Raw genomic sequence first — 20,654 nt, 5'->3', positions numbered from 1 at the left:
TGGGTGGAAGCACAGAAATAGGTGGTTCTTAACCTACCGCTGTGACTTCAAGCCCCGCTGTTTTTCACGTTCCCATTCGCGACGCTTCATGGTTTCGCGTTTGTCGTGAGTCTTTTTACCTTTTGCCAAAGCAATCTCAGCTTTAGCGCGATTGTGATGCCAATGCAAATCCAGAGACACAACCGTGTAGCCTTCGCGCTCGACAGCCGCGGCCAGTTTGCTCAGCTCGCGTTCGTTAAGAAGCAACTTGCGCGTTCGCTGCGGGTCTGGGGTGATGTGTGTCGAGGCCGTTGGTAATGGTGAAAAGTGGGCGCCGATTAACCATGCTTCGCCTTTTTTGAGCACAACATAACTGTCGCGCAGTTGCACGCGGCCGGCACGCAAACTTTTAACCTCCCAACCTTCGAGCACAAGGCCCGCTTCAAAGTGCTCTTCGATGTGATAATCGTGACGCGCTTTTTTGTTGGTCGCAATAATACGCTCAGTTTTTGACTTAATTTGCTTGTTCATGGTGGTGCCTATAGTATCATAGTTACGATGCCAGACATTAATAAATCAAAAATAGTTGCCTACACACAGGAACAAATGTATGACTTGGTCAACGATGTTGAGTCGTATTGCGAGTTCATCCCCTGGTGTGTGTCGAGTCATATTGAGAGCAGCACGGCGGATGAAATTCGTGCCACGCTCGCTTTTTCCCGTGGTGGTTTGTATAAAGCGTTTACCACGCTCAATCGCTTGCAACCTCATAAAATGATTGAAATCCGTTTAGTAAATGGTCCTTTTAGACATTTGGAGGGTTTTTGGCGATTTGAAGCGGTGGAAAACGGGCACTGTCGTGTGTCACTCGATTTGGAATTTGAATTTAATTCCCGTTTGGTCGGAATGATGTTCGGCCCGATTTTCCATCAAATTGCAAATACGTTAGTTGATTCATTTTGTAATCGCGCAGAAGTGGTCTACGGTAGATAATTATGATTCATGTGATTGTTGCGTATGCAACGCCCAAAAAACAAATCGAAATTCCGTTAAATGTTGAGGAAAATTGCAGCGTTGCGCTTGCGATTCAGCGCTCTGGTATTTTGCAATTATTTCCCGATATTAAACTCGCCGAGGCAAGAGTCGGCATCTACAGCAAAAAAGTCGCGCTCGATGATGGCTTGCGCGACGGTGATCGTATCGAAATTTATCGTTCGCTCAAAATAGATCCAAAACAAGCGCGATTGTTGCGCGCGAAGCGGAATAAAGATCGTTAGCCTGGCGTTGGAATAATAACCGGCGCATTCGGCGGTTGCGAGTCATACAAATATCCAGTCACGTGATCGTTTCTCAGCGAAATAATCAATCGTTTCAACTGCATCTTGTGATGACCATGCTGGAAGGTATACACATAGACGACTCGATTATCCGCATAAATATTGGTTAATATGGGGTCGCCTAACTTAAAGCGAACTTGATTGGCCGTCATCCCCTTGTGGATTGCGCTGACATCTTTGTCGGTGATCACATTACCTTGCTGCACATCGGGTTTATATACACAACCGGCCATGAGAAAAGTGACAAAACAGGTTGAAAGTATGAGAGAAATTATCCGTCGTCGAGTCATTGTGTAGTTAGCTCCATGGATCTTGTAATTGTAGAGTCCGATTATAGCGAGACTGCTCTTAAGGTGCTAGGTTTGATTTTGCGCTTAGGGACCATTTTTTTGCCGACATCTCGATGGTTTAGAATTTTTGAAAATACATACAACTTTGCGGTTTCATCAGTCGATGAAATTACCTTTTCTGCAATAGGTCTAGCATTGCCGCTTAATTTGATTTTTGCAAAAAGTCCTTCGACATTATTTATAAATACTACACCCGCTGAGTGTTCCTCCTTAGCTGCCGTAAGCGTGCCGTTGTAAGGCTTTACTGCGTGGCAACGCTCGTCGTTTATTATGAAATAGCGTGGAAGTTTTTGCTGAATAATTTGGATGTGCTGCTGTGTTATTTGGGTATAAAAAATTTCTTACTGTTGTTTTCCACGTATCGAAGCTCTGATTATCTTTTATACGATAAAAAATGTATGCTTTATCAGCATGTGCAGATGTAGGATAAAAGAAGCGGTATTAACATTTTTCACGCCAGTAACCTCAGCAGAAAGACCCTCTTCGTTATAGCGATATCCTTCTATATTAAGAGGGGGCAGCAAACTAGCTATATGCTTTAGGGCAGCTAGAGCAGTGTTAGCGTTTTTTATTTCGGCATCGAAGTTAGTTTTATCGAACCAAGTTTCTGATGCACTCGCCCGTGATGGTGATTGAGCTTTTAGGGGTTGATGGTCCTGCTGTAATTTTTGCTTTAGCTCACTGAGTTTTTTTAATGGGATTCCGGTTTTTGGGTTACGCCTTAATGGTTGGGAGGGAGTTCTGTGAGATCCCTTGATTTCTTCTATTTGAATAGAAGGGAGCTGGATACTCTCTGTTAATGTCAGGAAAAGTCTGCCTTTCTCGAGGCAAACGGCTGCAGAAGGAAGGAGTCGAGAGAGGTGCTGGCATAAAATATATAGATAAATGACTGTCTTGACAGGGACTATCATGCTGCTTTTTTTTCCTAAACTGGGAGATATTTCAATGTAGTAGACTGTTGGGGTTTCAAAACAGAAATCTGCACAAGCTTCTAATGCGCGTTCAAAGAGTGTGGTAGATTTTGGACTAAGTGATAAACTATCTTTTGGACTTTGGATAAATTTAACCTGAGTTCTGTATAAGAAAAGGAATAAGTGAATGAAATAATTGAAAAAAAGACCGGAACCGCTAAAATTTAGCTCCAAAATTACAGCTAAATAATGTAACAGGAGTTAATCATGTTGGCACCGGTCACGGAGATTTTTTGTGATATGGATGATTTTTGCAAGGATTATTTGAAAGGTCAATCAAAGTATTTGCTACCGAACCCAGACAGAAAACGAGATCGAGCGATGCAAATGAGCTTGTCTGAAATTGGCACCATCATTGTGTTGTTTCAAATGAGTCACTATCGCACATTTAAGGATTTTTATTGTGGATGTGTTTTACAAGACATGAAGAAGTATTTTCCTACGGCGCTGAGTTACACACGTTTTGTCGCCTGCCAATCAGCAGCGCTAATGATGCTCGCCGCCTATTTGCTTTCGAGAAAGGGCAAACACACGGGATTGTATTATATTGACTCAACTACACTACGCGTATGCCACAATAAACGAATTTATCGAAACAAGGTTTTCAAAGGCATTGCTAAACGCAGTAAAAGCACAATGGGCTGGGTTTACGGCTTTAAACTACATATTGTGATTAATCATCAAGGGGAATTAATCCGTTTTTGTTTAACGAAAGGGAACGTGGATGATCGCGCTGTTGTTAGAAAATTAATGGCTAATTTAAAGGGGTTGGGCGCTGGCGATAAAGGGTATCTTGGAAAAGATCTTGCGGACGATTTGGCAAAACACGATTTAAAATTTGTGACAAAAGTCCGTAAAAATATGAAGAACAAAATGCTTTCTGCATTTGAAAAGTTTTTCCTAAAACAACGTGGCATCGTAGAAACGATTATCGATCAGTTGAAAAACTTGTATCATGTTGAGCATTCGCGTCATCGTAGTCCGATTAATTTTTTAGTCAATACCCTTGCAGCGCTAATTGCCTATTCTTGGCGACCAAACAAACCAGGAATAAAAACCAACAATATAAAGAATAATTTATACGCAGTTATCCAGAACTGAGGTTAAATTTATAAAAATAATTAAAAATTGCTTGACATAGAAACCGAAAAAAAATTTTACGTTGTAAACAACGTTTGTTCGAAAAAATAAAATAAGGAACAAACGATGTTAGCGACAGAAAAACTAAAACAATTCCGTACATTCCTCTACAACATCTTCCCCGCGCGACGCGATGCCAATATGAATTTACTCGATGCCCTTTCAAGCCATGGCCATCGCTGCAAAACACCCATAGAATTATGTGAATCGCCATACTTTGAACGTGAATACAGTAGTATTACCGATGCGATTAGCGATGGTTTGTCGGTAGCAAATTGTTGGGATAGCATGATGAAAATACAATATGAACATGTGAGTCATAGCGATGACCGTGTGATCATTATTGCGGATACGACACCACAGTCGCGTCAAAGTGCACACTGTGTTGAAGATCGCCATGTGGTTTACAGCCCTAATCCAGCACCGGGTAACAAACCGATTACCATTGGACATGAATATTCAACGGTATCACTATTGCCCAATGATGGTGCAGCTCAAGAAAAGCATTGGTTAGTTCCACTGGATACGAGGCGCGTTAAAAGCGATGAAAAAGGCAATGTAGTTGGGATGCAGCAAATTAACCGTTGTATTGCAGACTTAGCGCTTACTCATAAATTGGTGGTTAGCGTGGCTGATTCAAAATATGGTACAGAAGCTTGCCGTAAACTGGTTAGCGAAAATCCCAATTGGGTACATCTTTTCCGTTTTAACAGTACCCGTAATGTTTTCGCGCCCGCATCAATAGAAGATAATACCTCAGGAAGTATAAAACGCTATGGTGATGCGATGAAACTAAACGACAGCACGACTCACCGTGAATCCGATGAGATTGTGCAGCAACCCATTACAACCCGCAGTGGCAAAACTTACCAATTGGAGATTAAAATATGGCGTGACCAATTACTGCGTGGTTCAAAGCAATTTAAAGGATATGAGCATCCTGTTACTGTTGTGCAATTGGTTGCGGTTGATGCTAACGGTAAATCTTTATATAAAAATCCACTCTGGTTAGGACTCGCTGGTGAACGACGTAATGAAATCACAGCATTAGAAGCCTATCACTATTACGATAGACGCTATGACATTGAACACTACTTTCGTTTTGGTAAAGACAAACTGTTATTTGACCGATACCAAACACCGGATGTTAAGCACGAAGAAGATTGGTGGCGGATGACAGCATTAGCGTATACGCAACTTTATCTAGCGAGGAATCTTGCCCCGATTTTACCGAAAAAATGGGAGCGGTATTTGCCGAGCTTCCAAGTGGATAACGAAAAACCATCAATAACTGCGACCCCTTCACAAACGCAACGGGGTTTTTCTACGGTGCTTGATACCGTTGGCACGCCTGCTAATCTCTGCAAACCACGCGGTAATCCGCAAGGCAGAACCAAAGGTGATACGCAGCGGAAATGCACGCGACATCCTGCTATTTTCAAAAATAGCAACTCAAAAATTAAAACGATTCAGAGGACTGAAGAAAAGACGCAAAACTCAGACCCTGAAAAAATAGAGGATTTGATTGGGATAGTAAAATCATGGTTGGATAAAATAAATTTTACACCTGAGAAATTCTACGAATTGCTGCAAAAAACAGCTTAAGATTTAGAAACTCACATTTTTTGATTATTGTCCTAACTGGCAAGGGATTTTATTTATCCAAAGTCCAATATGAAGTAACAAAGAGGTGATCTCATGACAAAGAAGACTCGAAAATACACACCGGAATTTAAACAAGAAGCAATCCATCTAGCACTCAGTTCTCCTTCCGTGTTAAGCGCTGCAAAAGACTTAGGCATGCCCGAAGCGACCCTCCACACCTGGGTGGATAAAGCCAGGAAGAGTGGTGAAGTGATTCATCCCAGCGCAAAGCAACCGGTCAACATAGGGGAACTCATTGAATAAAATCAACAGCTTAAGAAGCGACTGGCACGACTGGAACAGGAGAAAGCCATTCTAAAAAAGGCGGCCACGTACTTCGCGAAAGAACTCGAGTAAAGTACAGCTTTATTCAAAAGCACGCCCAACTATTTGGAATTAACTTGCTATGTGATGTACTGGGTGTCAGTCGTAGTGGTTATTATGACTGGCTATCGCGACCTATGAGCCCACGTGAGCAAGCAAACCAACAATTAGATGAAAAAATTAAGGTAATTTATATGAGAAACAAACAACGTTACGGTTCACCACGTATAACTCGTGCATTGCAAGCGGAATCGATTTCCTGCAGTCACACGCGTATTGAGCGGCGTATGCGCTCCATGGGCTTAAAAGCACTTGCCAAGCGTAGATTTAAAATAACCACAGACTCGGGTCACAACAAGCCTATTTTTGAGAATATTGTAAAGAGAGATTTCACGACAACGGCGATCAATCAAAAATGGGTGAGTGATCTGACGTACATTCCAACCCGTGAAGGTTGGTTGTATTTAGCGGTGGTTATCGATGTGCATTCACGTTCGGTTATTGGCTCGTCAATGAATAAAAGCATGAAACAAGATTTAGTGTGTGATGCGTTATTGATGGCGTTATTCAAACGAAAATATCCAAAGCAAGTGATTATACACTCTGATCGGGGCAGTCAATATTGTTCGAAAAAATATAGGGAAATCATCAAGCAAAACAAGCTGATTGGTTCAATGAGCAGAAAGGCTAATTGTTGGGATAATGCCATTGCAGAAAGTTTTTTCCATACCCTAAAAACGGAACTTGTGCATGTGAATGATTACACAACACGCGCTGAAGCAAGGCAAAGTCTTTTTCAGTATATTGAAGGCTATTACAATCACAGAAGAATGCATTCAGCTATTGACTACAAGACCCCTGTTGCGCTTGAATGTGCTGCGTAAAATCGAAAAAAAATGTGTCCGGTAAAGTGAGGGAAGATCACTGGACACTCCAGCATTGTTTTAGTACGCACCACCACATGATGGCCTTAGCCCTAATGCGCCTTTATGATACTCATGGAGATTCATTAAATATCAATAAATTCTTAAAATTGCTTAAAGATGAAAAGCCTCAATTGATTACGAAGAGGGTCTGTAAATAAGATTGTGTAAATGCGATAGTCAGGGAAAGGTCGTTAAAATTATACGGAGTCTTTGACTATGGCAATGAAAACCAATAAATTAGATCCACAGGTTGTGGAATATTTTCTCAAACATACCAAGACCGCATCTGATATTTTCGGTGATACTGGTTTGTTAAAGGAGTTAAAAAAGGCACTGACGGAGCGTATTCTGGAAGGGGAGCTGACGGACGCGCTGGGTTATGCAAAACACGAAGTGTCTGGCAACAATAGTGGTAATTCCCGCAATGGGCACAGCCAAAAAACGATCAAAACAACAGATGGCGAGATGACCATTGAGGTTCCTCGTGATCGTAACAATGAGTTTGTACCGCAATTGATTCCAAAACATCAAACCCGCTTTGATGATTTGGATGACAAAATTATGAGTCTTTATGCACGGGGTATGACTACCCGTGATATTCAAGATCAGTTGAAAGATTTGTATGGCACAACTATTTGTTCGAGTCTCATTTCTACAGTAACCAACGAAGTGATTGAAGAAGTGAAGGCTTGGCAAAGTCGTCCGTTGGACAAGGTGTATCCGATTGTGTATTTGGACGCTTTAGTGATTAAAGTGCAGCAAGATAAAAAGGTTATCAATAAGGCATTGTATTTGGCTTTAGGAATTAATATCGATGGGCAAAAAGAATTGCTAGGTATTTGGATTAGCCAAAATGAGGGCGCTAAATTCTGGTTGAATGTATTAACGGAGTTAAAAAATCGAGGCCTAGAAGATATCCTGATTTGTTGCGTTGACGGGCTAACGGGCTTTCCTGATGCGATTGGCGCTGTGTATCCTAACACTCAAGTACAGCTTTGCATTGTACACATGGTGCGGAATTCATTGCGCTATGTGGGTTGGAAAAAGAAAAAAGAAGTGGCCGCTGACTTAAAAGCTATTTATTCGGCCAGTACGGTTGAAGAAGCAGAATTGGCGCTGACGAGTTTCTCTGAGAAATGGGATGCTGAATTTCCCTCGATTGCCAAAAGTTGGTTGACTCATTGGGAGCGCATTGTGCCATTTTTTGCTTATCCGGCAGAAATTCGGAGGGTGATTTATACCACTAACGCTATTGAATCACTGAACATGAGTATCCGAAAAGTTATTAAAAATAAACGAGTTTTTCCGTCGGACGATGCCGCTTTAAAACAACTCTATTTAGGGTTAAAAAATATAGCCAAAAAATGGACCATGCCGATTCGAGACTGGGGTGCCGCCATGAATCGTTTTGCCCTTATGTTTGAAGATCGCCTGGCGGATTTTGTATAAAACTTAAAATTCATAAGAGAGGAAATTAATTTGAACGCAATGTAGTTTTTGATAAAATTAAAAAATCAGTTAACACAATGGCTGATTCATAATTCTGACTGACGCGATTTACACAAACTAATAAACAGTCCCCGTTTCAGTTGCAAAATCTGCAGCTCCGGCGTCATCTTCTTCGCCTACCCGGAATGACCAGGAAGACTCAAAGGATGCCGAAGTCACTACAGATCCTGCTTATCACGCTCCCAAACCCGAAAACAGGCAAAGGGAAGGATACATCCCTACCCGGTTATCATCTCTCTTTCCCTCGTACGATGTTCAAAGAAGAAGATATGACTTTACCGTAGAAATAGATAAAATTTCTACCACGTTTTTTATTTTAATGAAATCACTGATCGCCGCTCTTACCTTTACTCTGCGCATGACAGGGGTAGGCTTTACTTAACGCGCGAGCGATGCTGAGGCTTGCTTGCTCGTCTTGAAACTTTGGATTCTTCTCGAGAAATTTTACGGTGTCTCTTACAATTTGCCCCAGCGTGACGTTGCTTGGTATGCAATAAACGCGGTTTTTTGCGACTTCTGCCAACATTGAATTGTTTGACATATCATTCTTTTCGTTTTTTTCTACCGCATAATAAGCACTAAAAAATCGATGCGCAGTGACAGAGCCTTGAATAAATCCGATGCACCAACTGGATTTTGAGACATTATAATGCTGCCCTTGCATCATCTTAACGGTGTCTTCGCAATAAGATAGTAGCTGACTCCCTTTAATGTAATAGGTGTTTTGCTGCTGCGCTAAGCTTGGTGAAATCGCCATAAGAAGGGTTACAGCAGCCAGGCCAATCAATCCGTATTTATACATTAGAGTATTTACCCTGTTATTCCGACTATCGGTAACTATAGGATAAAGTTTTCAGCTTTACCTCAAGGGCTAATTTGTTTTAAATCGATAAACCCTACTACAGTGAGCTTGATATTTCACACTACGAGTTTATTGGTATTATAGTTGTCAATATGGGTCGCATCGGCAAGGACTTCATCATTATGAATAAAAAACAAATTGTTATTGGGTGGCGCGAATGGGTTGCCCTTCCGGAACTCGGCATCCAACACATCAAAGCGAAAATCGATACGGGCGCACGCACCTCCGCACTTCATGCCTTCGATGTGAAGCCCCAGCAGGAGAATGGCATCCATCGGGTTCAATTCAAAATCCACCCCATTCAAAAAGACGACACCACCATCATCAATTGTGAGGCAGACGTTTATGACGAACGATGGATCACCGACTCCGGCGGCCACCGCGAACTCCGCTTTGTGATTAAAACACCTATAATAGTGAATAATGTGAGCTGGCCCATTGAAATTACCCTCACCAATCGTGATACCATGGGCTTTCGTATGCTGCTGGGTCGTACCGCCATGCATGAGCGCCTCATCGTCGATCCCAGTCAATCGTTCTTAACAAGCTCACAAAAAGGTTAAACAGGTGAAAATAGCGATTCTATCTCGAAAAACAGAATTGTATTCAACGCAACGCTTAAAAGAAGCAGCGCTGGAACGCGGCCATCAAGTCAAAATCATTAATACACTACGTTGTTATATGAACTTAAACCCCGAACAACCGAGCATCCATTATATGGGAAAAGAATTGCCGGACTATGATGCGGTGATCCCAAGAATAGGTGCCTCTATTTCATTTTATGGCACGGCCGTGGTGCGTCATTTTGAAACGATGGGGACATTCTGTCTCAATACTTCAATGTCCATCACGCGTTCACGCGATAAATTTCGTTCGTTACAATTATTATCACGCAAAGGCATTCCATTACCGATCACAGGCTTTGCCCATTCGCCCGACGATATCAACGACCTCATTGCCATGGTAGGTGGCACACCATTAATTATTAAATTAATTGAAGGCACACAAGGCATTGGTGTTGTGTTAGCGGAAACTAAAAAAGCTGCAGAAAGTGTCATCCAAGCGTTTCTAGGATTAAAAGTAAATATCATGGTGCAGGAATTTATTAAAGAAACGCAAGGCAAAGATGTCCGTTGCTTTGTGATCGGCAATAAAGTGGTTGCGTCGATGCAGCGAACAGCACCGCCGGGTGAATTTAGATCGAACGTCCATCGTGGCGGTCGCGTATCTCCCATAAAAATTACGGCAAAGGAGCGAAAGCTTGCCATCGATGCCACCAAGTTTTTAGGTTTAAATGTTGCAGGTGTTGACATTTTACGGTCAGATCGCGGCCCATTAATCATAGAGGTGAATTCTTCCCCAGGATTAGAAGGCATCGAAGAAGCGTGCAAAAAAGATATTGCGAGCCTTATTATTCAATATATTGAGAAAAATGCTAAACCCATAACAAAACACAGTCATTATCAAGGATGATCAATATGGCAAAAAACACGTTTACTATTTGTGAACAAATCATTCGACCCGGGGATCGAATCAGTATCAAGCTTCCATCACCAGAGCTCTATACTTACACCCCCATCGATATCCCGGTTAATGTCATCAATAGTAAAAATCCAGGGCCGAGGCTTTTTGTCTGTGGCGCAATTCATGGCGATGAAATTTCAGGCGTTGAAATTATTCGGCGTCTTTTAAAATTATCGGTTTTGAAAAAACTGAAAAAAGGTTCGCTAATTGCAGTGCCCATCGTCAACATGTACGGATTTATTTACCAGTCGCGTTATTTACCCGATCGGCGCGATCTAAACCGTAGCTTCCCGGGCCGAAAAACTGGCTCACTCACATCTCGTTTAGCAAGACTATTTATGGACGAAATTGTCACGCACTGCACACACGGTATCGACCTTCACTCCGGCACAATTCATCGGCGAAATTTACCGCAAATTCGCGTGAATCTGGAGCAGCATGGCACAGAACGATTGGCAAAAGCATTTAATGCTCCGGTGATCTTAAGTGCCAATCTACGTGACGGATCATTACGCCGTGCTGCAAGCGAAATCGGCATTCCTGTTCTAGTTTACGAAGGTGGCGAAGCTTTGCGTTTCAATGAAATTGCTATTCGCACCGGCGTGAGAGGCGTTCTGAATGTGATGAAAGAATTAGGCATGATTGATAAAACAAACGGACACAAAAAAATAGCGCCGATTCGCCCGATTACCGTTCGCTCATCGATTTGGATCCGTGCACCACGCAGCGGTATCATGCACGCATTCAAATCGCTTGGTAAGAAAGTAGAAAAAGGTGAACGCATCGGGATCATTGCAGATCCATTTGGAAGCGAAGAAATCGACATCATCTCACCGCGAACAGGCATTATTATTGGACACACCAATATCCCTTTGATTAACGGGGGCGAAGCACTGTTCCATATCGCCTGTTTCAAAAAAGTAAAAAATGCAAAATCGAACAATAATCTTGAAGATTTGAGTTTAATTTACGATGATCCGGCCATACATTAAGAGCTTAAAGGCTGCTCTTGAAATCTATTTTTAAATTGCTTTCAATTGCGGCATAAGGACTGGGATTACTGTTTTGCGGGCGTAAGTACCATGGATCTACTTAGCAGCCAGGGATAGCGATTCCCGAAAAACAGTAACCCCAACCGCGATATGTAAGCAATTGAAATCGATAAATTCTTTTTCAGATTAAAAATAATTTCAAGAGCAGCCCTTAAGAAATAATTAAATAATATTAGAACTCTAAAAATCAGACATGACTCGCAGTTTTGTGAGATATTATCTATTCCACTATCTGGCACTGCAGTGTATTCTGACGTTCACCAGCGTTGAACATATACAGGTTGGAGACCTTTAATGTACGAAGACTTACCAGAACAGCTCAAACGCAAAGTTCGTGATTATCTGCTCGCTGATGACTTTAAATCAGCGAAGCAAGTGCATGATGCGTGGATGAATAATAAACAATCCATTGATTGTGTTGATTGGCACTATACGGAATCGATTTAACCCTTCTTGTACGGATAGTATTGCGGCTCCCAAAAGATATCTTCAATCCTTTTGCGTAGATCCAAATCATCGGGCACACCAGCGAAACCCTCTTCACGAGCCTTTTTGGCAACAGCCAAGGCAATTTTTTTACTGACCGCTTGCACATCCTCTAAATCTGGCAACAATGCCGCAAATTTATCATGCATCGCAGGCGCGCAATCACTCAACGTATCCGCGGCTACCCTCAACATACCGTCAGTGACACGCTGCGCTTTGACGGCAATAACACCCAACCCCACTCCTGGGAAAACATACGCATTGTTTGCCTGTGCGATAGGAATTTTTTTTCCCTTGAAATCAACTGGCTCAAATGGACTTCCCGTCGCAAGCAATGCTTGGCCATCAGACCATTTAATCACATCGGCAGGCTCCGCCTCAGATTTAGACGTTGGATTCGACATGGGAAAAACCAAAGGATGCTTCGTGTACGAAACCATTTCTCTAATAATTTTTTCATTAAAGGCACCGTGCACGGTGGAACAACCAATAATAATCGTAGGTTTTGCATTTTTAACAACGTCGTAAAAACTAATCTGATCATCGTGCTCGCGTTGCCAACCTTTAGTTTCACTAGGATCACGCGCATAAGGTTTTTGAAATGGCTCTAAATCTTTCATATCGCTCGTGAGCAGCCCAGGTCGATCAACTAACCAAAAGCGTCTGCGTGCCTCTTCTTCGGACATGCCCGATTGAACCATAGCGTCGTGAATTTGATCGGCAATGCCAACGCCAGCGGTTCCCGCACCCAAGATGGCGATGCGATGATCTGAAAATTGAGTATCTGTCGCCTTTATCCCTGCCAAAATACACGCTAATGCAGTCGCTCCGGTCCCCTGCATATCATCATTAAAGGTCGCCATTTTATCGCGAAAACGGGCCAAGTTACGCCGTGCATTTTCACGGCCAAAATCTTCCCAATGCAAAAAAGCTTCGGGTAGTTTTTTACGAATGGCTACTACGAATTTATCGATGAATTGATCATAGTCTTTACCTTGAATACGCTTGTGTCGCCACCCTAAATATAGGGGATCATTTAGCAGCTTTTCATTATTCGTACCGACATCCAGTTGTATTGGTAATGTTCTTAACGGATCGATACCCCCACACAAGATATACACCATCAATTTTCCGATCGCGATGTCCATACCACCGATGCCTTGATCACCAATGCCCAACACACCCTCACCATCGGTCACTAAAACAATATCAATCTCGGGATTGAATCGATTGTCGAGTATTTCTTCAATGCGATCTTGATCGTTATAATCGATGAATAATCCACGCGATTTACGCAATTCTTGACTAAATTTTTCGACCGCTTCTCCAATTGTGGGCGTGTAAATGATCGGTAGCATTTCGGTGAGATGCTCGCCCACGAGTTTGAAAAAAACTGTTTCATTTCTATCGTGCAGGCTATTCAAGTAAACATTTTTGTCTAGAGCTGTTTCATGCTCCTGATATTGACGATAAGTCCGCTTTACTTGTTCCTCGAGGGTTTCTACACGTACAGGAAACTTACCTAAAAGTCCAAATGTTTCGCGTTCTTCTTGTGTAAATGCAGTTCCTTTGTTGAGCTTAGGCGTATTGAGGAGCTCGCTGTGCATGAGCGGGGTTTCTATGAATTGAATCTTCCCTTGTTTGTCTCGAATGAGTTTGTACTTAAGCATGGTATTGGTATCCTTCCCAATATGAGTACTGTATTTACTTTATAATATCGAAGCAGTCTTCGCAATGACCTTGATAAGCTGTATCCCTTGACTCTTTGGGATTAAATCAGTTAACGTTTATTTTTTCGTTATTCCCAAGGCCTGATATCAATTCGCTAGACTATTGATATTAGACTGAAGCAAATGGAATGAAAGGAGTTAATATGCTTAGGAAAATGCTTTTTGGATTGCTGATAACGAGCCTCATTAGCAGCTCTGCACTTGCAGGTGGCCCTGAAATTGTCCCCCCTCCAGCACCACACCTGCGTCCGTTTATTGGTATAAACTATATTTATTTACATCAAAACAACACGAATACCACGACCGACTTCATACAAAACTCATTCCTTACCTTTAGCCCTACTGGAGAATTTCCGAATAATTTTTCAGGGTATGAGTTAGAATTTGGTCTGAAATACGGCCAATACATCGCGTTTGCGTGGGGCTATCATGAATTTGGCCGTAAAAGTAAAACAACAGGACCCGCTACACTCACAATCACTGAAAAACCGAAAGGATTTTACTTTGACTTTAGAGGCTACTGGCCGATTCATAACTTCGACCTCATCGGCTTAATAGGCAGCGATATCACATCATGGGGTGGCGCTACCATTACAACGCTTGCGGGAACGTCCACATTAAATCAAGATGACCAAGTTAACATTCATTTTGGTGGCGGTGCAGATTTCTGGTTTACCCCGAATTGGGCTGTTCAAGCTTTATTTAAGTACACACCGACGAGCAGTCAATATGTACGTCATTTCTGGACCATCAGTGCTGGTTTGTATTATATGTTCAACTAGGTGTTGAACGAAAAGGAGAATCAGGATGCGATGCAAATTCTTTAAATCTGTAATCGTTGCAATATCACTGTTTTCAATCAGCACACTTACATTTGCAGATAATGGTGATAGCTCACAAACGAAAGAACCAGAATACCAATTTACTCAACCTTTCAAGTGTGCGGGGACCGAACCATTTTGGTCACTCGACATGAGTGATAAAGAATTCAAATATCACTCACCAGAACCTGTTGACCTGATGATGAACCCCGTTAAACCTCGAGGTGCACAAGGGATGAAAGACAGTTATTTACGTGTGTATGAAACGACAATACAAGATAACAACAAGCCCGTTACCATCATTGTTAAAGATAATCCGAATGGTTGCACAGACGGCATGTCCGATGAAAACCACGGTTATGATGCCATTGTCATTCTACCAGACAGAGTAGTGTCAGGCTGTTGTGATAGGGTTGATGAGAATAAATAATCTAAAGAGCACTTCTAGAAATCACTGTGCATCTGCCGTTACTGGCTTTTTAACTGCGTTGACTGTTTTGGGTTTCTCTTGCTCTGCAACACCATAATATTCTTGCAGTATGTCATGAATTAATTCCTGCATGACGCTGGTCTTTGCAGAGTCGTCAATCATACGACCTTCTTCTTTATATTCTGCATAGCGATCTTCCAACGCTTTTGCGGCAGTGCCCGACGGAAATAGATGCGATAATATTCGGCGCGCTTCTTTGGGTCCGATTTTTTTATACAACTGATTACGAATGTTTACATCTTCAGCGGTCGTATTTAATGCCCATAACTCGACAGGACCTAAAGTAGCCGTTAATAACTGCGTGTTTAAACCGTACTTTGTAGCAAATTGTGCTAAGAACGTAGCACCGCCTTCACGCGGTCCATGCACACGAGTTTTTAAAGCAATTTCTGCCGTACTCGTCAATCCAAATACTTTTGCAGTTTTACGCACGGCTTGTTCCGGACCTGCTTCCATAATAAATACGGAGGTTGCAAATTCGACCATGATTTCATCGAAATCTTCAAGCGATTGGGATAATAATGCCACCTGCACTTTCCATTTACGCCCTTCACGCATATCTTGAATAACTTGATCGCGCACGGCTTGCGCTTTGGCTGTGCGGTGAAATTCGTCGAATACAATGCGCTTGGGATCCTCACGAATTTCAGCAATGCGTGCTTGATGATGATGACGATACGCTTCTGACATATCGGCAACGTTATCATCTGTTAGAAAATAATGACGAGCCAACACATAACGCGCCAGCATGTACATCACAGCCGTTTGACGGTTAGCGGCGTCTCCACCACTACGCGCAACTTCGTCCAGGTCAAGCGCAACAACACGTGCATCACCCAAATCAAATCGCGTTACTTGTGAAATAATAGGATATTCACGCACAGCACTCGAAATCATTCGTGCAAATGCGTGGATTAATGGCTCACCCGTTGGTGCCGTAATTTTTCCGTATAAGTCTTGAATGGCTGGCAAACGACAAATTGCCGCCACATCAGCTAATACTGGCATAGCATGGCGTTGGGCCAATAAGGCTTCGTGTGTAAAGCCCGCCATAAATAGAGCATCGGTGACTTCCCACCAACTCGTTTGTGAATCCTGTACGAAACCAATTTCTTCTAAAATATCATCGATGCTTTCCTCAATACCGATAGCATAAACGTTTGGATTGCCATCATCTGCTTTATTTTTATAAAGCTCATCAACGATTAAACCGGACATATCCGCCACACCGTCATAAGTTTTATCCGACCCAATGGGCGTTGCAAGCAAACTTAAAAAATTCACCAAAAATGCACGCTCTTGTGGTGTTGGGTGGCGACAACCAAGCTGCGTATCAAAAGGGTTGATCGCATAATCAGAGCGCATACGTAAACGATGATACGCCACTAAATGTTTTTTATCGGCAGGTAAGGCATCTTTTAACAATAAAATTAAACCACTACTCGAAGGGCCGATATCAATAATGGAAATGCGAGGCAAGCGTTGAATCCCTGCCGATAAACAAACGGCTAAATTAATCGCATTTGATAATACGGATTTACCCGAACCAGGCCGTGCATAAAATAAATCGATCCATGTTGTTTGATGATGCGAACCTGGATGATAAGGCCAAGGCTTTCCATCGGGTGAACGAAATAAAATTGCACCGTGCTCCCACGGTGATGCGGGGCGAAACAGCGGCAACATATAGAGCACATCGGACAACGGCGCAATCGATGCCGTTGCAACACTTGTACCTGAAACACCCACCATGCTGGACACAACACCTTCATAGGGATCGCCCGACAATTCCGAGACGTCACAAGAACCCCAACCTTCAATGGCTTTCGCCAACATCGAGGCGCGCGCGCGCAATAACCGCACATCACCTTCCGGAGCCCAAGTTGCTGCCGACACACGCAGCTTCACAACAGCATCGTCGGTGTTTAAATTAATATAATTTAATAAGTTCAGCGAATCGTGTATTAAACGATTTTGCGCAGATGTCACACTCAATACCGAAGACAATACCTTGCGAATATTCGTGCCGGCCAATCCATCGCTTTCAAATAAAAATGAGATGCGCCACGGAATACGTGTTTGAAGCGTTCTACCCATCAAACGAGCGAATGTTTGTATATCTTTTGGAAATAAATTGATGAAGACCGATGCATAAATGCGATCACCGACACGGGCCGTGCGCAAATCTACATTTTCTGCGTCACGCGGTAAAATTTGTCGCGCTAGTGAGGGCCACAAAATGTCGGATATCTCACCCGCAGCTTCTTTAGACGCTTTAATAGTGATCTTATCGCCCGGCAAAGAAGGGCGCCAACTGCGATCGGTGAATTCTGGATCAGCACTTTTTCGCATGACATGCACAGCATCGTGCACTTCTAATAATTGGGTGACTAAGCCCCAGTTGTTAAAATCATTCGTCACCGAGCGTATAAAAGAATCATGACTCTCACGTAAATCAGGAATGGCCGCAATTATATTTTGCGTGGATTTAAACGGAGGGATCTTCTGCTTACTGATGACTCTTCTTTTATCCCGAGTTGCGCGCTTTATCTGCTCATTTGTTAATGATTTAAGACGCGTCCATAAAACAATATAAACTTCTTCGTGAGCACAATAATTGCTTAAATGATTAATCCGTTCTTGAAATAAATCGTTTAGTCTCAGACCCAAACGCTTGGCTGTCACCTCAGCAGGATTTAATATTTCACTAATTTCTCCACGCACTTCATCTCTGTTATAGCTGAAATAAACCTGTATGACATGACCCGCTTGAGACATGATGGTTTGCAGCGATTGCTGTAAACCCAGTTGAATTTGATCAAATTCGCCTTTACCAATGAGTGACGTGACCCCTTCTAATCGCAAGACTGATATCAATGAACCATCATGAGCGACTAACACCGTTTCGCTGTCGGCGGTTTGTAATTCACAATAGGCAGCCGTGTTTTGTTTCAGCGATGTGCTCATCCAGGAAAATAAACTTTCGAATATGCCGAAAAATGAGCGAATATATTTAATCATAACTTAATTCTTCCAGCGCGTTTTGCGACCATCTTTTGAGTTGCATCGTAAATCGAGTGATATCCGGTAACAGTCGTAACTTAGGCATTAATTCAGCATTTAATGCTGCCAATTCTTTCACATTAGCATCAATCAATACACGACCATACAATGCTGGGTTGCTAAGCCCCTCTCCGAGTATCTTTTCGATTTGCTGTAAGCGCAGCTTGAAACTGCGATAAATGTTTCGCGCTTGCGATGCTTGTTCTGAGCCATTCACCATGGTACTAAACAAAATATGACAAAGCGCGTTCAGTTCCCCTTGCGTCATTTCGGGCAAATAAATTAATGTCCCACCACCGAAATCACTTTTACCAATGGCCTCTAAAAAGAAACACTGTACGCAGAAACTACACGCAGTCACTAAATTACTGGTGCGATTATTACGGTAGTTGCCATCAAGATTGACGACATCAAGATGTTCTCTCGCCTGAAATCGGCAAAATTGGCAGGTGTTCTCATCCCGCTCAAAGACTTTATTTTGAAAAGTAAGAAAGGCAGGGTCTGCCTTTCTTACCATGAAGAGTCGCCAATTGCCATCCGTTGCTGATAATTTGATATCATGCAAAACCATCGTAGCAACATTACTAACTGCCGATAATACTATGGATTTGCCCACCACCGACTTTAGCAATTTCAGCACCTGATCCGAAGATCGCGCGTTTTGCTGTTGGTAGAACGGATGGGAAAATAATCAATCCCGCGCCAATCAATAATAGTGTAACACCTTGGCTGATGGGTACTTGCGTTGGATTCAGTTTGTGCTGATGGAATTTAAAGAATGAAGCCATCACAAAGCCAACACCTGCAATCAATGAAATATCACTGATCACGGTTGAAATTTCTTTAACAGAAGTATCAACGTTACTGGCAATACTCGACAAAGCTATTCCTTGCGTAACACCGGCTAATGCAGCACCGGCAAATAACACTCCGGCTATTGAGCCCACGATTAATAGTGGTTTCAATATCTTACGGAATAAACTAGTTTTTTTCGTTTGCATGATCGTCAATCTCCGAGTTAACAATACAAGAATAAGACTTTGTTTTCTTACTTGTTTTTACATTAATCTTAGACAATATACCGTCCTAACCTTAAGGAAATATTAAAGAAACCGCTAGAAACTGCTTTTTTTCCATACTTACAGTAAGCCCTGTTGTTCTCAGGTTGGTACCGACCATCCTAAAATTTCCTTCACCAAATCTACCGTACCCAATATGTGGATACATAGCAGCCCCCCAAAAATGTGTATCATCGCCTTGCCTACAGTACCGGGTGGGGAGCCTTCTCGCCCCCCCCGCGAAAATAAAATAATACCTCGTATGAAGGATCCAACTCCAAGCAGGCGAACAAGCATAATAATAGGCGGTATAAGCTGTTCAAACCCTTCCTGGGGTCCTGAGTATCGCAGTGGATTGCTAGTACCCCAAAAGCTTAACAAGCCTGTACGCACCACCAACGGTAAAGACAGTAAGCAGATCCCACCGATCAACGTCAACAATGGCCCAGCCAGCGTCATTTGGTGAGACATGAATGTACGCATCTCACCATAACGCTTTAACCGAAAAAGCCCCGACATGAATAATGACAACCCCATGAGAATTGAAACGGTCTGGACAATGCCCGCTATCGTACCCAGACTGTTCATCAGGGTGGTTGGGTTCATGCGTTTACCTCCTAGGTAAGTTTGTTAAGTTTAGTGATCATTCTCCCCATAGCCGATCACTTTGCCCGAGCTTGTAAGCACCATACCACGATCAGCATCGACCACTTTTACCGTGCCATATTGCGGAATGGTATCACCTACACTAACTGATTCCGATAATCCATCGTTACTCACGATCCAAGCACGCCCTGGCACAACTGCTTTTAAGTGAAAGACTAACGGTGGTGGTGGCGGCGCTGCGTTTTCTACTTTTTTCACAGGCTGTTGATGAGCTTCGGTTGTTAGTTGTTTTATCTGTTGAACTAACATAACCACGGATTGATTGAGCTGTGTCTGTGCCGAGTTTGCTTGACTGAGTTGCGTTCGTAAATCTGAGATTTGATTTTGCAACTGACTGATTTCATTCTGATTCTCTTGCGCACTCTGTTTCAAACTACCCAGTTGGTCCATTAATTCAGTACTTGGTGCTGTCTGAGCAACAGTTTGAGGAGCCTCTGGCTGCACAATAGGTTGTTGCACCGCAGGTTTTGAGGTAGCAATGACTTCGGGCTTGCTATGATGCCCCATGATCTTAAATGCGATTAAGGCCACTATCACCAGAACAACAACAACCGTAACGCGCTTGTTGTTTTGAATAAGGCGAATTATAAAATTCGCGCGACTTTCCGTCTGTGTTTCTTCTTTCTCTTCCTCTGGCGTGGTCTCATCCACATATTCCTCATTGGGGTACTGGTAATCATCATCCGTAGATTTATGTTCATCGTGCTTAGTCATTTTATTTC

24 protein-coding genes are annotated in these 20,654 nt (G+C 42.6%); 14 read left to right on the top strand and 10 right to left on the bottom strand.

What is annotated here, in order from left to right; all coding sequences use genetic code 11:
• Window positions 1-33 precede the first annotated feature (33 nt).
• Window positions 34-510: an SsrA-binding protein SmpB gene (smpB, locus tag ACJMKR_RS02475; protein WP_423063629.1), complete on the bottom strand. Its 477-nt coding sequence runs from the start codon at window positions 508-510 to the stop codon at window positions 34-36.
• Window positions 511-537: 27 nt separating this feature from the next.
• Here smpB and ACJMKR_RS02470 point away from each other — a divergent pair, with 27 nt between their 5' ends.
• On the top strand, window positions 538-972 hold the full coding sequence (locus ACJMKR_RS02470; RefSeq protein ID WP_423063628.1) for a type II toxin-antitoxin system RatA family toxin: 435 nt from the start codon (window positions 538-540) through the stop codon (window positions 970-972).
• Window positions 973-974: 2 nt separating this feature from the next.
• Window positions 975-1,256: an RnfH family protein gene (locus ACJMKR_RS02465; protein ID WP_423063627.1), complete on the top strand. Its 282-nt coding sequence runs from the start codon at window positions 975-977 to the stop codon at window positions 1,254-1,256.
• On the opposite strand, the gene ACJMKR_RS02460 is transcribed toward ACJMKR_RS02465, so the two are convergent.
• Window positions 1,253-1,606 (bottom strand): outer membrane protein assembly factor BamE, encoded by a 354-nt coding sequence (locus tag ACJMKR_RS02460; RefSeq protein WP_423063626.1) that lies wholly within the window; start codon window positions 1,604-1,606, stop codon window positions 1,253-1,255. The two genes, ACJMKR_RS02465 and ACJMKR_RS02460, sit on opposite strands and share 4 nt — an antisense overlap.
• 15 nt (window positions 1,607-1,621) lie before the next feature.
• Here ACJMKR_RS02460 and ACJMKR_RS02455 point away from each other — a divergent pair, with 15 nt between their 5' ends.
• The gene (locus ACJMKR_RS02455) at window positions 1,622-1,903 is read left to right on the top strand and encodes a hypothetical protein (protein WP_423063625.1); all 282 of its coding nucleotides are present in this window, start codon (window positions 1,622-1,624) and stop codon (window positions 1,901-1,903) included.
• Window positions 1,904-2,046: 143 nt separating this feature from the next.
• Here ACJMKR_RS02455 and ACJMKR_RS02450 read toward each other — a convergent pair whose 3' ends face one another.
• The gene (locus tag ACJMKR_RS02450) at window positions 2,047-2,811 is read right to left on the bottom strand and encodes a hypothetical protein (protein ID WP_423063624.1); all 765 of its coding nucleotides are present in this window, start codon (window positions 2,809-2,811) and stop codon (window positions 2,047-2,049) included.
• Window positions 2,812-2,844: 33 nt separating this feature from the next.
• On the opposite strand from ACJMKR_RS02450, the gene ACJMKR_RS02445 reads away from it, so the two are divergent.
• The 5 genes from ACJMKR_RS02445 (at window position 2,845) to ACJMKR_RS02425 (ending at window position 8,120) form a co-directional block, all read left to right on the top strand.
• Entirely contained in the window at window positions 2,845-3,738 is an 894-nt protein-coding gene (locus ACJMKR_RS02445) for an IS982 family transposase (protein WP_423062298.1), read from the top strand.
• 105 nt (window positions 3,739-3,843) lie between these two features.
• Window positions 3,844-5,382: a transposase gene (locus tag ACJMKR_RS02440; RefSeq protein ID WP_423063404.1), complete on the top strand. Its 1,539-nt coding sequence runs from the start codon at window positions 3,844-3,846 to the stop codon at window positions 5,380-5,382.
• A 93-nt stretch (window positions 5,383-5,475) separates the two neighbouring features.
• Complete coding sequence (locus ACJMKR_RS02435; protein ID WP_423062353.1) at window positions 5,476-5,685, top strand: transposase; 210 nt, start codon at window positions 5,476-5,478, stop codon at window positions 5,683-5,685.
• 104 nt (window positions 5,686-5,789) lie between these two features.
• Window positions 5,790-6,629 carry an IS3 family transposase gene (locus ACJMKR_RS02430; RefSeq protein ID WP_423064269.1) on the top strand — a complete coding sequence of 280 codons (840 nt, stop codon included), beginning with the start codon at window positions 5,790-5,792 and terminating at the stop codon, window positions 6,627-6,629.
• A gap of 258 nt (window positions 6,630-6,887) precedes the next feature.
• A complete protein-coding gene (locus ACJMKR_RS02425) occupies window positions 6,888-8,120 on the top strand; it encodes an IS256 family transposase (RefSeq protein WP_423062605.1) in 1,233 nt (410 codons plus the stop codon).
• Window positions 8,121-8,505: 385 nt separating this feature from the next.
• Here the strand turns inward: ACJMKR_RS02425 and ACJMKR_RS02420 are convergent, their stop codons facing one another.
• A complete protein-coding gene (locus tag ACJMKR_RS02420; protein WP_423063623.1) occupies window positions 8,506-8,982 on the bottom strand; it encodes a Rap1a/Tai family immunity protein in 477 nt (158 codons plus the stop codon).
• Window positions 8,983-9,134: 152 nt separating this feature from the next.
• Between ACJMKR_RS02420 and ACJMKR_RS02415 the strand changes: the two genes are divergently transcribed.
• From ACJMKR_RS02415 to ACJMKR_RS02400, 4 genes are all read left to right on the top strand, one after another.
• A complete protein-coding gene (locus tag ACJMKR_RS02415; protein WP_423063622.1) occupies window positions 9,135-9,605 on the top strand; it encodes an ATP-dependent zinc protease in 471 nt (156 codons plus the stop codon).
• A gap of 4 nt (window positions 9,606-9,609) precedes the next feature.
• Window positions 9,610-10,515, top strand: coding sequence for a 30S ribosomal protein S6--L-glutamate ligase (gene rimK / locus ACJMKR_RS02410; protein ID WP_423063621.1), 906 nt, complete (start codon window positions 9,610-9,612; stop codon window positions 10,513-10,515).
• Between the two features lie 5 nt (window positions 10,516-10,520).
• Entirely contained in the window at window positions 10,521-11,558 is a 1,038-nt protein-coding gene (locus ACJMKR_RS02405; RefSeq protein WP_423063620.1) for a succinylglutamate desuccinylase/aspartoacylase family protein, read from the top strand.
• A 354-nt stretch (window positions 11,559-11,912) separates the two neighbouring features.
• Window positions 11,913-12,065, top strand: a complete 153-nt coding sequence (locus tag ACJMKR_RS02400; protein ID WP_423063619.1) for a hypothetical protein — start codon at window positions 11,913-11,915, stop codon at window positions 12,063-12,065.
• Here ACJMKR_RS02400 and ACJMKR_RS02395 read toward each other — a convergent pair.
• On the bottom strand, window positions 12,062-13,774 hold the full coding sequence (locus ACJMKR_RS02395; RefSeq protein ID WP_423063618.1) for an NAD-dependent malic enzyme: 1,713 nt from the start codon (window positions 13,772-13,774) through the stop codon (window positions 12,062-12,064). The genes ACJMKR_RS02400 and ACJMKR_RS02395 overlap by 4 nt on opposite strands.
• 203 nt (window positions 13,775-13,977) lie before the next feature.
• Between ACJMKR_RS02395 and ACJMKR_RS02390 the strand changes: the two genes are divergently transcribed.
• Both ACJMKR_RS02390 and ACJMKR_RS02385 read left to right on the top strand, forming a co-directional pair.
• Window positions 13,978-14,616: a hypothetical protein gene (locus ACJMKR_RS02390; RefSeq protein ID WP_423063617.1), complete on the top strand. Its 639-nt coding sequence runs from the start codon at window positions 13,978-13,980 to the stop codon at window positions 14,614-14,616.
• 25 nt (window positions 14,617-14,641) lie between these two features.
• The gene (locus tag ACJMKR_RS02385; protein ID WP_423063616.1) at window positions 14,642-15,085 is read left to right on the top strand and encodes a hypothetical protein; all 444 of its coding nucleotides are present in this window, start codon (window positions 14,642-14,644) and stop codon (window positions 15,083-15,085) included.
• A 21-nt stretch (window positions 15,086-15,106) separates the two neighbouring features.
• On the opposite strand, the gene ACJMKR_RS02380 is transcribed toward ACJMKR_RS02385, so the two are convergent.
• From ACJMKR_RS02380 to ACJMKR_RS02360, 5 genes are all read right to left on the bottom strand, one after another.
• Window positions 15,107-18,163 (bottom strand): type IV secretion protein IcmB, encoded by a 3,057-nt coding sequence (locus ACJMKR_RS02380; protein ID WP_423064277.1) that lies wholly within the window; start codon window positions 18,161-18,163, stop codon window positions 15,107-15,109.
• Window positions 18,159-18,779 carry a type IVB secretion system protein IcmJDotN gene (gene icmJ, locus ACJMKR_RS02375; RefSeq protein ID WP_423064276.1) on the bottom strand — a complete coding sequence of 207 codons (621 nt, stop codon included), beginning with the start codon at window positions 18,777-18,779 and terminating at the stop codon, window positions 18,159-18,161. Before icmJ ends, ACJMKR_RS02380 begins: the two co-directional genes overlap by 5 nt.
• A gap of 13 nt (window positions 18,780-18,792) precedes the next feature.
• Entirely contained in the window at window positions 18,793-19,209 is a 417-nt protein-coding gene (locus ACJMKR_RS02370; protein WP_423064275.1) for a type IV secretion protein IcmD, read from the bottom strand.
• 159 nt (window positions 19,210-19,368) lie between these two features.
• Window positions 19,369-19,872, bottom strand: coding sequence for a type IV secretion protein IcmC (locus ACJMKR_RS02365; RefSeq protein WP_423063615.1), 504 nt, complete (start codon window positions 19,870-19,872; stop codon window positions 19,369-19,371).
• 30 nt (window positions 19,873-19,902) lie between these two features.
• A complete protein-coding gene (locus ACJMKR_RS02360) occupies window positions 19,903-20,646 on the bottom strand; it encodes a type IV secretion protein IcmG (protein WP_423063614.1) in 744 nt (247 codons plus the stop codon).
• Between the last annotated feature and the right edge of the window lie 8 nt (window positions 20,647-20,654).

The organism is Candidiatus Paracoxiella cheracis, from assembly GCF_049348705.1.
GTDB lineage: Bacteria > Pseudomonadota > Gammaproteobacteria > Coxiellales > Coxiellaceae > Paracoxiella > Paracoxiella cheracis.
Note: the sequence above shows the minus strand (reverse complement) of the source record. Positions and strands in the feature narration are given on the sequence as shown.